Annotated in this window: 16 protein-coding genes, 1 tRNA gene and 1 pseudogene; 2 read left to right on the top strand and 16 right to left on the bottom strand. The window is 38.5% G+C overall.

Annotated features, from left to right (window positions below):
• Positions 1 to 159: 159 nt before the first annotated feature.
• The 7 genes from F938_RS06260 to F938_RS06230 all read right to left on the bottom strand — a co-directional run bounded on the left by F938_RS06260 (position 160) and on the right by F938_RS06230 (position 6,777).
• Positions 160 to 771 carry a septal ring lytic transglycosylase RlpA family protein gene (locus F938_RS06260; protein ID WP_005030413.1) on the bottom strand — a complete coding sequence of 204 codons (612 nt, stop codon included), beginning with the start codon at positions 769 to 771 and terminating at the stop codon, positions 160 to 162.
• 285 nt (positions 772 to 1,056) lie between these two features.
• Positions 1,057 to 2,058, bottom strand: a complete 1,002-nt coding sequence (gene mltB, locus F938_RS06255; RefSeq protein ID WP_004831688.1) for a lytic murein transglycosylase B — start codon at positions 2,056 to 2,058, stop codon at positions 1,057 to 1,059.
• 33 nt (positions 2,059 to 2,091) lie between these two features.
• Complete coding sequence (rodA, locus tag F938_RS06250) at positions 2,092 to 3,234, bottom strand: rod shape-determining protein RodA (RefSeq protein WP_010590864.1); 1,143 nt, start codon at positions 3,232 to 3,234, stop codon at positions 2,092 to 2,094.
• Between the two features lie 345 nt (positions 3,235 to 3,579).
• Positions 3,580 to 4,230 carry a hypothetical protein gene (locus F938_RS06245; protein ID WP_005030410.1) on the bottom strand — a complete coding sequence of 217 codons (651 nt, stop codon included), beginning with the start codon at positions 4,228 to 4,230 and terminating at the stop codon, positions 3,580 to 3,582.
• A 17-nt stretch (positions 4,231 to 4,247) separates the two neighbouring features.
• Complete coding sequence (queF, locus tag F938_RS06240; RefSeq protein WP_005030409.1) at positions 4,248 to 5,072, bottom strand: NADPH-dependent 7-cyano-7-deazaguanine reductase QueF; 825 nt, start codon at positions 5,070 to 5,072, stop codon at positions 4,248 to 4,250.
• Positions 5,072 to 5,845: an ABC transporter permease gene (locus F938_RS06235; protein ID WP_004831680.1), complete on the bottom strand. Its 774-nt coding sequence runs from the start codon at positions 5,843 to 5,845 to the stop codon at positions 5,072 to 5,074. The genes queF and F938_RS06235 overlap by 1 nt, the downstream gene beginning before the upstream one ends.
• On the bottom strand, positions 5,842 to 6,777 hold the full coding sequence (locus F938_RS06230; RefSeq protein ID WP_005030406.1) for an ABC transporter ATP-binding protein: 936 nt from the start codon (positions 6,775 to 6,777) through the stop codon (positions 5,842 to 5,844). Before F938_RS06230 ends, F938_RS06235 begins: the two co-directional genes overlap by 4 nt.
• A gap of 187 nt (positions 6,778 to 6,964) precedes the next feature.
• On the opposite strand from F938_RS06230, the gene F938_RS06225 reads away from it, so the two are divergent.
• Both F938_RS06225 and F938_RS06220 read left to right on the top strand, forming a co-directional pair.
• A tRNA-Arg gene (locus tag F938_RS06225) sits at positions 6,965 to 7,040 on the top strand.
• Between the two features lie 165 nt (positions 7,041 to 7,205).
• On the top strand, positions 7,206 to 8,444 hold the full coding sequence (locus F938_RS06220) for a tyrosine-type recombinase/integrase (protein ID WP_005030403.1): 1,239 nt from the start codon (positions 7,206 to 7,208) through the stop codon (positions 8,442 to 8,444).
• Here the strand turns inward: F938_RS06220 and F938_RS06215 are convergent.
• The 9 genes and pseudogenes from F938_RS06215 to F938_RS06180 form a co-directional block, all read right to left on the bottom strand.
• Positions 8,434 to 8,610, bottom strand: a complete 177-nt coding sequence (locus tag F938_RS06215) for a helix-turn-helix domain-containing protein (RefSeq protein ID WP_005030399.1) — start codon at positions 8,608 to 8,610, stop codon at positions 8,434 to 8,436. The genes F938_RS06220 and F938_RS06215 overlap by 11 nt on opposite strands.
• The gene (locus tag F938_RS06210; RefSeq protein WP_005030396.1) at positions 8,610 to 8,945 is read right to left on the bottom strand and encodes a hypothetical protein; all 336 of its coding nucleotides are present in this window, start codon (positions 8,943 to 8,945) and stop codon (positions 8,610 to 8,612) included. Before F938_RS06210 ends, F938_RS06215 begins: the two co-directional genes overlap by 1 nt.
• The gene (locus F938_RS24315; protein ID WP_005030394.1) at positions 8,938 to 9,114 is read right to left on the bottom strand and encodes a hypothetical protein; all 177 of its coding nucleotides are present in this window, start codon (positions 9,112 to 9,114) and stop codon (positions 8,938 to 8,940) included. The genes F938_RS06210 and F938_RS24315 overlap by 8 nt, the downstream gene beginning before the upstream one ends.
• Entirely contained in the window at positions 9,101 to 9,283 is a 183-nt protein-coding gene (locus tag F938_RS06205; RefSeq protein ID WP_005030392.1) for a hypothetical protein, read from the bottom strand. Before F938_RS06205 ends, F938_RS24315 begins: the two co-directional genes overlap by 14 nt.
• The gene (locus F938_RS06200) at positions 9,270 to 9,587 is read right to left on the bottom strand and encodes a hypothetical protein (RefSeq protein ID WP_005030390.1); all 318 of its coding nucleotides are present in this window, start codon (positions 9,585 to 9,587) and stop codon (positions 9,270 to 9,272) included. Before F938_RS06200 ends, F938_RS06205 begins: the two co-directional genes overlap by 14 nt.
• 4 nt (positions 9,588 to 9,591) lie before the next feature.
• Positions 9,592 to 9,957 (bottom strand): hypothetical protein, encoded by a 366-nt coding sequence (locus tag F938_RS06195; RefSeq protein ID WP_034715124.1) that lies wholly within the window; start codon positions 9,955 to 9,957, stop codon positions 9,592 to 9,594.
• A gap of 49 nt (positions 9,958 to 10,006) precedes the next feature.
• A complete protein-coding gene (locus F938_RS06190; protein ID WP_005030388.1) occupies positions 10,007 to 10,360 on the bottom strand; it encodes a hypothetical protein in 354 nt (117 codons plus the stop codon).
• Positions 10,357 to 11,493 carry an ATP-binding protein gene (locus tag F938_RS06185; RefSeq protein WP_005030386.1) on the bottom strand — a complete coding sequence of 379 codons (1,137 nt, stop codon included), beginning with the start codon at positions 11,491 to 11,493 and terminating at the stop codon, positions 10,357 to 10,359. The genes F938_RS06190 and F938_RS06185 overlap by 4 nt, the downstream gene beginning before the upstream one ends.
• Positions 11,494 to 11,662: 169 nt before the next feature.
• Positions 11,663 to 11,894 (bottom strand): annotated as a pseudogene (locus tag F938_RS06180) (DUF7666 domain-containing protein); the annotation flags it as partial.

The following is an 11,894-nucleotide window of genomic DNA, read 5'->3' as shown; positions in this document are numbered from 1 at the left end:
AACACTTCCTGTGCTCATTGAATTTTAATTTTGATTGGAAATAATTTTAAAGAAAAGGGGAATAATTAAAAAAATAAGGGGGCAATTCGGACATGAGTATTTTTAAGTGATAATAAAAAAGCCACTGGAAAGTGGCTTTTGTTAAATGCATGCAGTGATTTACGAGTTTGGACCGTCTACGCGTTCAATATTAACGCGTGCCGTTCCTGAATTTGTAATACCTAAACGCTTCGCAGCGCCATAAGAGAGATCGAGTACACGATTACCATGGAATGGACCACGATCGTTAACTTTAACCACAACACTCTTACCATTGTCTTTATTGGTTACACGAATAAAGCAGTTTAATGGCAGGCTACGATGAGCTGCTGTGAGATCATTCATATCGAATGTATCACCACTTGCAGTTTTACGACCGTGGAACTGACGACCGTACCAAGATGCAACACCAGTTTGGCTAAATTTGCGAACTGTATTAGAAGCAACTTCATTAAGTTTATCAATTACTGAAGGCTCATCTTCAGGAACTTGAATCTTTGCTGCAATAGTTTGACGACGTACTTGGTCGCCAGAACGTTCAGTAATTGACAAACTGTTTAGGTTTGAAAAATGAGAATTGAAATTTGTTGAATCTTTGCTAATCACACGAGAAGCTAGACTCGAACTATCCGAATCATTATTTAAATATGATGACTGAACCATTTCTGAGTTGACTTGCGTCATACTCAGACCCATGGTCAGGGCTATCACACATTTGAGTGAAGCATGCATCGTTTAACTCCTTGGAACCTCAATTTTAACTTTCTAAGTCGCTGAAAATTAACCATAGAGGTCTGTAAATTCACTTTTGCAACTGCATTTAACGGAAAGGATAATATTCAAGCTGCATTAAAGGTGTCTAGCATTATTTAAGAAACCGTTACAAAAAGGACAAATTCTTACAGGTTTTGATTAAAAAATAACCAATATTGTAACAATTTATTTAAAAAGTATATAATGTGATCAAATTAACAAAAATATTTCTTGACTTATTCTATCTAAAGGAAATTGTAAGTCTTATCGACTTACAATTTCAGTGCCTAAAAGCCATAAAGCGGTGGCATACATGCGGCTTCTATTATATGTGGTAATCACTTGAAAATTAGGATAAGTAATATAATAAATAGGACCATTTGTGTCTTGTAACTGAATAATATTGACCAAGTCTAAATCATCAATTTTAACAATTGGGTTTAATGGAGAAATTCCTAAATTTTTCAGTGAACCATAAGGAACAGGTTGGGTTAAATCTTTGGCAATGATTGCATCAGGATTGTTTCCTGTATATCGCGCTAAAAATGCAATCGGTTGATCGCGTTGCCAACCATGCTGAGCAAGATAGTTCGCAATAGAACCAATTGCATCTACAGCAGAGTTTCGCAAGTCGACATGACCATTGCCATCATAATCCACACCAAACTTAGACACATTACTTGGCATAAATTGCGGATAGCCTACAGCACCTGCATAGGAACCAACAATCGAGTTGGTTGGAACACCATCTTTATATGACCATGCAATAAGGGCACCTAATTCATCCTGAAAATATTGAGCACGGCGAGGATAACCAAAACCCAGTGTAGCAAGTGCATCACGAGTGATAAATGAGCCCTTATTCGAGCCATAACCTGTTTCAACCCCTAGAATGCCCAAAATGATCGATTGAGGCACACCAAACTGCTGTTCTGCGCGATTTAGGGTATCTGCATATTGTTGTTTGAAACGCACGCCACGCTGAATAGTGCCTTCGGCTAAAAAGTTAGTCTTATACTGATACCAAGGCTTGCTTTCACCTGGGCGTTCCATGATATTGATGATATTCGGTAAATTGCGTGAACCATTCATTGCCCAATCAATCTGTTCTGCACTTAAGCCGTATGTTTGCATAGTTCTGGCTTTAAAATTATTGTATTCAGGGTTGCTGGCAAAATCATTGGCTTGACAAAAACTGGTCAGTGAAAATGCTGCCGCACAGAAAGTGATATTTTTAACCTTCTGTAAAAGCCCAAAAGTAAGCATAGGTTATATTTCCTAATTATTTATGATAAAAAATTAACGATGCGTATGGATCGACATCACAATGCCAAAAGTGGCCATTAAAGTAATAATTGCTGTGCCACCATAACTCATAAAGGGTAGTGGTACACCGACTACAGGTAAAATACCACTGACCATGCCTGCATTTACAAATACATAAACAAAAAATGACAAAGCAAATGTACCTGCAACCAAACGACCAAAATTATGGAAGCACTGTAAACTCATTTGAAAAGTTCTAAAAATAATACAAAAGTAAATGGTGATCAAAAGTAGGATACCAATCAAACCAAATTCTTCCGAAAATGCAGCAATAATAAAGTCAGTGTGACCTTCTGGTAAAAAGTGTAAATGTGATTGAGTCCCTTCTAAGTAGCCTTTGCCCATAAATCCGCCTGAGCCAATCGCCGTTTTAGATTGAATGATGTTCCAGCCTGTGCCTAAGGCGTCAGCTTCAGGATTAAATAAGGTGAGAACACGCTGTCGTTGGTAATCATGCAGTAAAAACTCCCAAGCCACTGGAATAACCACAGCAGCTGCGCTAACCGCTCCTAAAATCATTTTCCATGAAAGCCCACTGAGAAAGAGCACAAAAATCCCACTGGCTAAGATCAACAGTGATGTCCCTAGATCAGGCTGTTCAGCGATTAGGATAAAAGGTATACCGATCATCAATAATGACAAAACGACATTCTTAAAGCTTGGTGGAAGTGGATTACGTGATAAAAACCAAGCAATCATTAAGGGCATACCAATTTTTAAGAACTCACTGGGTTGTACACTACCGAAGCCTGGGATACCAATCCAACGCTGTGCGCCCATTCGCACTTCACCAAATAGCTTAACTGCAACCAGACAGACCAAACCAAAAAGATAAAAATATGGTGCGAACGCTTGATAAACTTTGGGTGGGACTTGGGCTAAACTGCACATCACTAAGAAACCGATCCCAAAACTCATTGCTTGTTTGGAAACCAACCCCATATCCTGTGCCGATGCGCTATAAAGCACGGTTAAGCCCAGTAATGCATTTAAAATGAGAAATAAACTCAACCAAGGGTCAATATGTAGTCTTTGCCAACGAGAAGGGAGCGTGGCGGTGCTTAAACCATCACGAGGAGAATGCCGTAAAAATTTATATTGAGCGCTTGGTGCCATTGGTCTATTTTGTACAAAAATATGTTTTGCGCATGCTATCACAATCCCCTCCGAAGGCAATGAATATCAATACTTCGCAACAAAATTATGTTTGAATATTTAGAGGGGGGGGGGTTATAGATGAAAGATGTTAAAGCTAAAGCTGAATCGCCAATTTACGCTGATATGTTGAGATTAATTCTAAAATTTTCTACACGCTCCAATAGTATATAATTATAGTTGTGATTAGTTGTTTGAATTTAAAAAGAAATTATATATTTTAAAACTGACAGATTGAGAGCATAAAAAAATGCCCTGAATCAAAAGGGCATTTTTATATTTAAAAAATCAATTAAAATTTATCGATCAATTAAAAAATAAAGTGTCGTAATATTCTGCAACTGCTGCAATTTCATCCTTATTTAAATTAGGAATCAATTTATCAATTGCGATATGTACAGCTTTACCTACAGCCGCTGCACCAATATCTGCTGCTTTACGTTTAATCATCCCTAAATCAAGGGTTTTATTAAAGTCGCGCATAAAGTGGTTGGTAGTTGCATCAGCAAACTGTTTAAATTGCTCTGCTAAAATGGCACGATTGACATCGCCATTGGCTTGAACTTCAGCAAAGCTATTTTTTAGGTTAATAACCAAATTAGGATCTAAGTTAACCCCAACTCGATATTGACCTTGCGGATCTTTAAATAGACTACGTTCTGAAAAATCTACAGACTGGCGAACCACATCATTGTCTGCTTTACTTAATAACTGTTTAAGTAATACAGCAACGGTTGATTTGACATAACCCGCGAGTTTTTCCGCAGTGTCTCGTTTGTCGCTTGCAGGGAAACGACGAACAAGTTCAATCAAAAGCGTATCAATAATTTCTTCATTGATAAGTAAGGCTGTTTGATCACGTAAAGGATAGAGTGGTTCGTTAGAGTTTTTTTTCTCGATACCTGTCTGAATATTCTTGAGTAGTTCTTCAGAAGGTACAAAACCAAAAAAAGGCATGTGTTCAACCTCAATGTTTATTGTCGCGCCAATCGAATTGGGCTTGGCATCCATGATTCATCAGATACACGACACGGATTAATATCTAAACCGCCACGGCGTGTATAAGTTGCATAAACCATCAGCTTTTCTGGTTTTAAATTTTGCCAAATATCGGCAAAAATTTGTTCCACGCATTGTTCGTGAAAACCGTTATGCTGACGATAGGAGATAATATAAGCTAAAATACTACGATAACAAGGTTTTTTACCTTGATAACGGATAAAAACAGTCCCCCAATCGGGTTGACCTGTCACAGGGCAGTTACTTCTTAATAAGTGTGAAAATAGTTGAATTTCAACATTTTTATCTGTATTTGAAGTGTTTTGATCGAATTCCAAAAGGCTAGCATCTGGATGATTGACCAGACAGTCAGGTTCTTGATCATCAATACAAATACCTGTCGGTTTGGTAATGTCTAAATCATCCACTTGAAACAACGTTAAAGTGACAGGTGCTTGCGCTGCTTGAGACAAATCTTTTTCAACAGTATCGATAAAAGCTTGACGGGAATCAAACTGAGTAAAGTTCATGCTATTAAAATACAGCTTGAGTGATTTAGATTCGATCAAATTCGGTGATGTTGCTGGGAGTGCAATACGCCCAATCGCAACTTGAGGAATTCCCTTAGCATTTAGCCAAGAAATTTCGAAAACATGCCACCAATCTTGACCTTGATATATGCCTTCAACTTCAGCATATTGTTCACGTGCTTGTGCACGTGATATTGGGAAAAGAATTTCAGGCTGATAGGTGGTCGGGTAATTGGTTTCTTTACCCAATAAAGATTGTTCAACAGACATTATTCACGCATTCCTGAACCACGAGAAAGTAAATAGTAAGCAACACCATAAAGTAAGCCACAGCAAAGTGTCACTATGATTAAAGACAAAGTAACATTGACATCACTATGACCTAAAATTCCAAAACGGAAAGCATTAACCATATATACGATCGGGTTAACTAAAGAGAGATTTTGCCAAAATGGGCTTAAAGCACTGATCGAGTAAAATACCCCACCAAGATAAGTCAGTGGTGTTAATACAAAGGTTGGAATAATTGAAATATCATCGAAAGATTTTGCATATACAGCATTGATAAAACCACCCAAAGAGAACAATAGTGAGGTCACAATCACCGTATATATGGTCACGAAAATATTATGTATATAAAGGTCAGTGAAAAACATACTCATGGCAGTGACAATCGCACCGACAAGCACACCACGACACACCCCGCCAATCACGTAACCACATAAAACCATGTGTAATGGAACTGGGCTCATGATAAGCTCTTCAATACTTTTTTGAAATTTGGCACTAAAAAAACTTGAAGAGACGTTGGCATAACTGTTGGTAATTACAGCCATCATAATCAGACCGGGTACGATGAATTGCATGTAGCTAAATCCACCCATTTGACCAATCCGAGAACCAACCAAATTACCAAAGATTACAAAGTACAAACTCATGGTAATGGCGGGTGGTAATAGTGTCTGTGGCCAGATTCGCATAAAGCGGCGAATTTCTTTTAAGACCAGTGTGTAAAGTGCAATTTGCAGTTGATTAAAATTCATTGTGCTGCTCCTTGCAGGTTTTTCTCCACTATTTTAACAAAGAGTTCTTCTAGACGATTCGATTTATTACGCATACTGCGTACACGAATACCTTGAGCTTCTAAAAGTTGGAATAAATCATTTAAAGCGTGTGCTTTGTCCATCGTGACTTCTAGTGTCATTGGATCAATTAAATTAAATTTAACCCCGATGATGTCAACAGTGATGGGCTCGATTGGATACTCCAAATCAAAAATAAATGATTCTTCACTGAGTTGATTTAAAAAGGCTTTCATTGAGGTGTCCTCTTTAATCACACCACGGTCAATAATCGCGATTTGGCGACAAAGCATTTCAGCTTCTTCCAAATAATGTGTGGTTAAAATAATTGAGGTGCCTTTTTCATTCATTTCAGTGAGAAAGTCCCACATTGAACGACGCAGCTCAATGTCTACCCCAGCAGTTGGCTCATCTAAAATTAAAAGTTTCGGTTCATGCATCATGGCACGGGCAATCATTAAGCGGCGTTTCATCCCACCAGATAACATCCGACCTTGAGTATTACGTTTTTCCCATAATCCAAGTTTTTCTAAGTATTCTTCTGCACGTTTTTGTGCAATTTTTGGAGGAATACCGTAATAACCTGCTTGGGTCACTAAGATGTCAAAGATCTTTTCAAATTGACCAAAGTTAAACTCTTGAGGGACGACACCTAAACATTGTTTGGCATTTGATGGATGGGTATCTAGGTTGTGTCCAAAAATTTCCACGGTTCCTGAAGTTTTACGTGTCAAGGAACTGATAATACCGATTGTTGTAGATTTACCTGCACCATTCGGTCCTAAAAGTGCGTAAAACTCTCCTTCTGGAACAGTTAGATTGATTCCTTTGAGTGCTTGGAATCCATTTCTATAGGTTTTCGATAAATCTCTTAACGTCAAGGCATCAGTCATGAAATTCTCACATGGTTTCAGGAGTGTGTATTGTGAGCGATCTTTTTGAATAAACCAAGTAAGTTAGACGGAATTCTACATTGCAAATATAGAACATTGTTTAAAGCATGATCATCAATGAAAAGAGTTGTTTTATAAATGCTTTACCTCACGGTTTTTTTTGTTATGATGTGCCATCTCAATTTAAGCGCCCATAGCTTAACTGGATAGAGTACAGGTTTCCGAAGCCTGTGGAGTGGGTTCGAGTCCCGCTGGGCGTACCATCTTACTGTTCCTCCTTGTTCCAATTTGTCTCAAAACCCTTTATATTAAAAGCATCTAGACATTCTTATTGTCTCAGTTTGTCGCAGTTTGTTCCTCTGTATACCCTCATAATAAGGGTACATTTGGGGGTATGCTGTAAAACCTAATAAAAATGTACCCTCAAAATGGCAAAATTAATAGTAAATCTGACAGACACAAAGCTTAGGGCAGAAATTTCAGCTCATAAGAAAAATCCAGATAAAGCCAAAAAGGTTTTTGATGGTGGCGGTTTATACCTTTATATAGATAGTGCAAGTAGAACCTATTGGCGCTTTAACTACAGACGACCAGTTTCAAAAAAATACGCAACAATGAGCCTTGGTGTTTATCCAACTGTCACACTTGCTATGGCGCGTAAAATGCGTGATGAATATCGAGAGTTATTAGCCCAAAACATAGATCCATCTGTTGAAAAGAAGCTTGAAGAAGATCAGGCAAAAAATGCACTGGCAAATACGTTTGAACAAGTTGCTCGTGAATTCATGAAGACCGAAAGTGTTATGCCTTCAACAGCTTCACGTAATGCATTTTCATATCAACATTTATTTGATGCCATTGGGAAACGTCCGATTCACGAAATTACAGCACGTGAACTTTTATCTGTTTGCCAAGTATATGAAAAGCAGGGCAAGTATGAAGCAGCTAGACGAATGCGATCCAAAGCCAGCCAAGTCTTTAAATATGCAATTGTGCTTGGTTTCTGCGATCGAAATGTTGCAATGGATATTCAAGGTGTATTAAAGACAGGAAAGGTTAAGCATCATTCAGCTGTAACTGATCCTGAAGCATTAGGTCAACTTCTTTTAAACATTGATGGCTATGACAAACGCGGATCAATTATCACTTGTTATATTTTAAAAATCTTGCCTCAAGTTTTTGTTCGACCAGGTGAATTGCGGATGGCAAAATGGGAAGACGTGGATCTTGAAAATGCGACATGGTCCTACACACCTTCTAAAACAGAAAACGCTTTAGGCACTCAATTGGTTGTACCTTTATCAAAACAAGTCTTGGCACTATTTAAAGAGCTGAAAGTGATTACAGGGCATAGTGAATATTGTTTTGCAAATCATTGGGGCAAAACTAGAATTCTCAGTGATAGTTCAATTAATAAAGCACTTAAGAATCTTGGCTTCAAAAATGGTGAGACTACAGGTCACGGGTTCCGCGCAACCGCCCGCACCTTATTAGATGAAGTTTTGAAATTTCCTATTGAGCGAATTGAGCAACAGATGGGGCATCAAGTTCGGGATATGCATGGCAGGGCATACAACAGAACCAAATACTTAGATGAAAGAACAATCATGATGCAGGCTTGGTCTGATTATCTTGACTCATTAAAAGAAAAAGCCCTTAAAAGTTAAGGGCTTTGATTTGTTTCGCATATGCTTTTTCTAAGTGTTCAGGAAGTTCAACTCTTGTTGATCTAGCAAGCTTAACTTTATTGAGCTCACCAGTTTCAAACATTCTATATATAGTTGAACGGTGAACCCCAAGAAGTTTAATTGCTTGAGGTACTGTTATAACCATCAACCTTCCTCCTTTTCCTTAGCCCACCACAAAACTGGACCATCTTCTGTGTCATATGCAGCAATTAAAAATAAACCTTCTTCAGGTGGAACAGGTTTCCAGTTAGACCAGTCAGCGCTGTCATCACTAGGGATTTCAGGAATATCTTGGTAATCCCAGTGATCATAAATTATCTCTATGCCAAGATTCTTTTTAAGCTGTAACCATTGCTCATTAGTGTAATGCTCAGCCCCATCAGTGATAGTGTCGTGTTTTGCAATATCAGGGTGGAACCAGTAACTATCTAAGTCACCTGGAACATCAATTGGTTTTATTTTAAATGTTTGCTCAGTCATGACTTTGCTCCTGAGAATCACCTTTAATTGCCTCAACTAGCGCTTCGCCCACATTGTCAACCAATGTTCCAGTGCATTGTTCACAATGAAAAATACCTTTTTGTCCCTTAGGGTTTTGGCGAGTAAGTAGCAAATAATTTTCATTACCGCAGTTATCACATTTCATCATGATTCTGCTCCTGCACTACATCATGCTCATTGATTAAGTGATGAATTAAAATCTCTTCAAGTTCATCACTAGTCACAATCAATGCCTCTGGAAAATCTTCAGGGCTTGTGCGATCGGGAAGCTCTGCTACATCACGAATTATTAAATTGATTTTTTCATTTAGAGTCATGACTTTGTTCCTGTGCTTCGATCGAATCAGCATATTGAGCAACATCGTTTTTAATATTCAGCAATGCTGATCTATACGCAATATCAGAGTCTAGGGCTTTATCGCAAGTATCATAAATGCTCATGATCGTGTCATTCGGCACCAAAACAAACCCTTCGGGGGTAGCTTTTTTTTTGGCTGCTTGCCAACCTGCAAATGCCTTAAATGTTCCTATATTTTGATAACATCCATTTATACAAGTTAAATCCCAACCGTTTTCAGCTGTAAAAACACTCTCAAAAGCTTCACATTCTTTATTTTCCATCTCATCACCCTAATATCTGAAAATTATGATGCTTCAAGTTGATTGCTGTCATTTTGGTACAGTGTTGGCAGCGTGTTCTTGAGCGATTCTTTAATTCGGCTTCATCTTCTTTAAGTCTTTCGCGTTGTTCCGTAATATCTTGCTGAATACGAGTGAAATAACTTATTGAATCCTTAATCCATAAAACTGGATTGACTTTTGTGCCACATTTCTTACAAACCAATTCAAGGGCTTTGGTATCAATTTCAACAAACATGTGTTGGCATTTCTTGGTATTTTTTCTAGGAAATTCCAATACATTGTTTTCAATATCAACAACCAAGTGATCTTGAAGTGGATATCTGCTATTTGGTTGGTATGTTTTTTCCATCACAACCACCACGCCATTTGCCAAAGTTGAAAGTAAAGTTTTAGGAGGGTCATGATTCACCTCGGCGACCACGGTAAATAGGGGATTGCGGAATATAGGTATCTTTTTCAATCACCTTGTATTCAGGGTCATCGATTGACAATCCGCCACGAATACGCCAAAGCTTGTAAGCTGCATCGGTGAATGAATTTCGATAAACAAGACTGTCAAATTTACTGAAATCTGCTTTCATTGTGTACTTTTTGAAATCTGACTCAAATGCATATTGATCACGGGTAATCAGATCAAAATTGACGAATGAGATTGGATCTAGGATTTCACCAGTTAAGCTTTCAAAGTGAGTGCCGATGCGAACTGCATCAACACTTTCACCGTTAGCCATAATTGCTAAATATGCTGTCATTGAGTAGCTCCTTCAATATTGAAGCCTTCCACTGCAATACGTGTGATTTCTGCTTTAACATCGGAGAAATGAGATAGTTCAATTGCTGAGAGGGCGTCTATTCCCAAGTGTTCACAGACTTCTTTAACGTCTAATCCATTCATCGAGATGATGTCTTGAAGTTCATCACGCTGAGCATCAGAGATTGCATTGAATTCAGGAGGGTTGGACCAAGCATTGCGCTCTTTATCAAATACACATCCAAGTTCTTTTGCTCGCTTGAGCATTGATTGACGCATGTTGTGATAAAACGCGTGATCTTTATCAAGGGATTCAGTCAGTTGATTTAGATCACTTGCATATGCGGCTTCCTCACAGCTTTGGGCAAAGTTATTAAATTCTTCAATAGCTTTGTTTGCTGCCAATTGGGCAGGGGTTAGAGTATTAATGTGGTCCTTGGCTTGACTGATTAAATCTGCCAAAAATGTAGGATTCTCTTTTAGATCAGGAACCCATACTTCTCCAGTTTCACCACCCAAAGCACCTGCATTTTTTGCATGATGAGTATCTGAAGGATTGAAGTTAATAACTCTTGCTGTCTTGCCTTCTTGTGTTCTGACAGTGGTTAAATAACCCATTACATCGGCGATTCGATATAGCTCATTACGGTTTTTACCGCCTAGATCTGGACGATAAATCACTTGGTCACCGTTTTGATCTTCAGAAGCATGAGCTAAGAAAACTACATCTTTACCCATGCTAATAAGCATATGCACATAGTTCTTAAACATTACATTTGCAGCACCTTGCGCCTTTAACTTCAATGTATTGTCTTTCTGACGATTATTAGGAATTGATAGTAGGTAAGACTTAATGCATTCAAGCATTGCGCCCACAGTATCCAAAACAATTGTGTTGTAAGGTGCCAAGTCTTGCTCAGTCAGATTACCAATGTCAGTCCACTTCTGAACCGGTACCACGGCACCACGACGAAGTTCACCTGTACGATGTGAGCCTTTGTCAAAGTCAAATGAGATTGCTTTGTCACCAGTGAAACCCATCGAAGTTTTACCAAGACCAGGATCGGCATAGATGTATGTGATAATTGCTTTAACTGTTAGCGCTTGATCAGCAGTAATAATTTGAATAGCCATTTGTTATTCCCCTAAGCCACTTTGCAAGACCAAATGTTTTTGAACCAACCACATGAACAGATCCATGAGTGACCATTTGTGCTTATTGCTTTTTTGTTTTGAACGGTGCGACCACAGTTGACGCAATGAATGTAATCGACACCGTATATAGGTTGTTTAGAAAGCATATTCATTGTTGTGGCTCCTTGACTTCAATAAACTCACCATCTTCACTCAACTGGTACCAAGTGTTTGCCTTAACACCGTTATCACCGACCTTTGAAGCGCGGATGTGAATAATCTCACCTTCATCACCACGGAAAGCTAAAACAATTGCACTGCCTTCTGGTGCACGCGCTTTGTTTTGATAACCCACACCAACTGCCACACCAAAGCAATCTTCTTTTTCAATGATTTGGCTT

It is taken from the genome of Acinetobacter bereziniae LMG 1003 = CIP 70.12, assembly GCF_000368925.1.
In the GTDB taxonomy this organism is placed as follows: Bacteria; Pseudomonadota; Gammaproteobacteria; order Pseudomonadales; family Moraxellaceae; genus Acinetobacter; species Acinetobacter bereziniae.
The sequence above is the reverse complement of the archived record's forward strand: the minus strand, read 5'-3'. Positions and strand labels throughout refer to the sequence as shown.

What these genes read in the sequence shown, in the direction of transcription:
- F938_RS06260 (WP_005030413.1), bottom strand. Translation starts at nt 771, where the DNA reads ATGCATGCTTCACTCAAATGTGTGATAGCCCTGACCATGGGTCTGAGT.
- F938_RS24315 (WP_005030394.1), bottom strand. Translation starts at nt 9,114, where the DNA reads ATGATGAAATGTGATAACTGCGGTAATGAAAATTATTTGCTACTTACT.
- F938_RS06185 (WP_005030386.1), bottom strand. Translation starts at nt 11,493, where the DNA reads ATGGCTATTCAAATTATTACTGCTGATCAAGCGCTAACAGTTAAAGCA.
- F938_RS06190 (WP_005030388.1), bottom strand. Translation starts at nt 10,360, where the DNA reads ATGACAGCATATTTAGCAATTATGGCTAACGGTGAAAGTGTTGATGCA.
- rodA (WP_010590864.1), bottom strand. Translation starts at nt 3,234, where the DNA reads ATGGCACCAAGCGCTCAATATAAATTTTTACGGCATTCTCCTCGTGAT.
- F938_RS06200 (WP_005030390.1), bottom strand. Translation starts at nt 9,587, where the DNA reads ATGGAAAATAAAGAATGTGAAGCTTTTGAGAGTGTTTTTACAGCTGAA.
- F938_RS06195 (WP_034715124.1), bottom strand. Translation starts at nt 9,957, where the DNA reads ATGGAAAAAACATACCAACCAAATAGCAGATATCCACTTCAAGATCAC.
- F938_RS06215 (WP_005030399.1), bottom strand. Translation starts at nt 8,610, where the DNA reads ATGGTTATAACAGTACCTCAAGCAATTAAACTTCTTGGGGTTCACCGT.
- F938_RS06235 (WP_004831680.1), bottom strand. Translation starts at nt 5,845, where the DNA reads ATGAATTTTAATCAACTGCAAATTGCACTTTACACACTGGTCTTAAAA.
- F938_RS06205 (WP_005030392.1), bottom strand. Translation starts at nt 9,283, where the DNA reads ATGACTCTAAATGAAAAAATCAATTTAATAATTCGTGATGTAGCAGAG.
- mltB (WP_004831688.1), bottom strand. Translation starts at nt 2,058, where the DNA reads ATGCTTACTTTTGGGCTTTTACAGAAGGTTAAAAATATCACTTTCTGT.
- F938_RS06230 (WP_005030406.1), bottom strand. Translation starts at nt 6,777, where the DNA reads ATGACTGATGCCTTGACGTTAAGAGATTTATCGAAAACCTATAGAAAT.
- F938_RS06210 (WP_005030396.1), bottom strand. Translation starts at nt 8,945, where the DNA reads ATGACTGAGCAAACATTTAAAATAAAACCAATTGATGTTCCAGGTGAC.
- F938_RS06220 (WP_005030403.1), top strand. Translation starts at nt 7,206, where the DNA reads ATGGCAAAATTAATAGTAAATCTGACAGACACAAAGCTTAGGGCAGAA.
- F938_RS06245 (WP_005030410.1), bottom strand. Translation starts at nt 4,230, where the DNA reads ATGCCTTTTTTTGGTTTTGTACCTTCTGAAGAACTACTCAAGAATATT.
- queF (WP_005030409.1), bottom strand. Translation starts at nt 5,072, where the DNA reads ATGTCTGTTGAACAATCTTTATTGGGTAAAGAAACCAATTACCCGACC.